Source organism: Bradyrhizobium sp. P2_E8, from assembly GCF_056403875.1.
In genome coordinates, this window is sequence record NZ_JBFUES010001518.1 from 1 (window position 1) to 1189 (window position 1189).

The following is a 1189-nucleotide window of genomic DNA, read 5'->3' on the forward strand; positions in this document are numbered from 1 at the left end:
ATGCCCGTCCGTGGGTTCGAGGATCAGTGACGTCACGTTGCCGCTTTCGGCGATCTTGTGCGAGACGCGAAACGGACGGAAGCCACGCCAGGCCGGAGGTGGGCTCGCCGCCGGGCCGAGCCCGGCGTTTCCTGCGGCGATCCTGCTTGCGCGCTGCTGCTCGAGCAGCGCCGCGAAGGAACGATTCCAGCCGCGGCTCAGCGCCGGAATCCGCAGCGCGCGCTCCAGGCGGTCGTGCGGGTGAGGGGGCAGGTAAAGCAGCGCGTTGATCTCGAACACGCTCATGCTTTCAGCGCCGCTGGCGACCTGCGTGATCTCGTCACCGGCCTCCACGTCGCCTTCCTCGATCACGCGAAAATAGAAGCCGGGCCGGCCGTGCCTGACGAGCAGTGCGGGCATGTCCGGCTCATCCATGCGAATGCCCAGCCGGTAGCAGGTGACGCGCGGCTGCGTCACCTCGAACAGGGCGGAGCCGATCCTGTAGCGGTCTCCGATGCACACGTTGGTGTCGGCGAGGCCTTCGACGGTGAAGTTCTCGCCGAATTGACCGTGGACGAGATTCGATCGCCCCAGATGTTCCTGCCAGTGCCGATAGGACTCGTCCTGGTAGACGAAGACGGCGCGCTGTTCGCCGCCATGGCCGGCCGTATCGCCCTGGCCATCACCGTCGATGTTGAGCCGGCGCACCCTGCGCGGGCCTTCGACGGGGGCCTTCCAGATGCCGGTATGGACGGTCTTGCCTTGCCAGGCGACATCTCGCGGCAGGCCGACATTGACGGAAAGCAGACGTGCCATCACAGTTTCCCCGACCCTGAGGTGCAACCCGATCCGACGGGTCGCCTGCAGGCTAATCTGCATCCAAATCGAATTGTTAGCTCGTTAGCCGTTGTTAGACGTTGCGAGGGAAGCCTTGCCGCCGGAGTCCTGCGTCATCAGATGAAGGCGGCGGGAGACGGTTTCATGCAGGATCGGAGATCGAGATGGACGATCGAGCCAGATTGGCGGCGCTCCAGCGCCATTGGGACGCTTCGGATGCGAATGATTTCGAGGCGGAGCATGACATCTATCGCGACGACGCCGTGCTCGACTACCCGCAATCGGGCGAGCGCATCCATGGCCGCCGGAACATTCAGGAAAGCCGTTTCGTGCAGCCGAATAGCAAGCGCTTCACGGTTCGGCGGATCATCGG

The 1189-nt window shown here is 64.4% G+C and carries 2 protein-coding genes; one reads left to right on the forward strand and one right to left on the reverse strand.

The features are described 5' to 3' along the window. On the reverse strand, positions 1 to 795 hold a 795-nt coding region (locus AC1D00_RS41935), incomplete at its 3' end, for an MOSC domain-containing protein (RefSeq protein WP_477014750.1). A 185-nt stretch (positions 796 to 980) separates the two neighbouring features. Here AC1D00_RS41935 and AC1D00_RS41940 point away from each other — a divergent pair. Next, positions 981 to 1189: nuclear transport factor 2 family protein (locus tag AC1D00_RS41940; protein ID WP_477014751.1), on the forward strand; the 209-nt coding region annotated here is incomplete at its 3' end.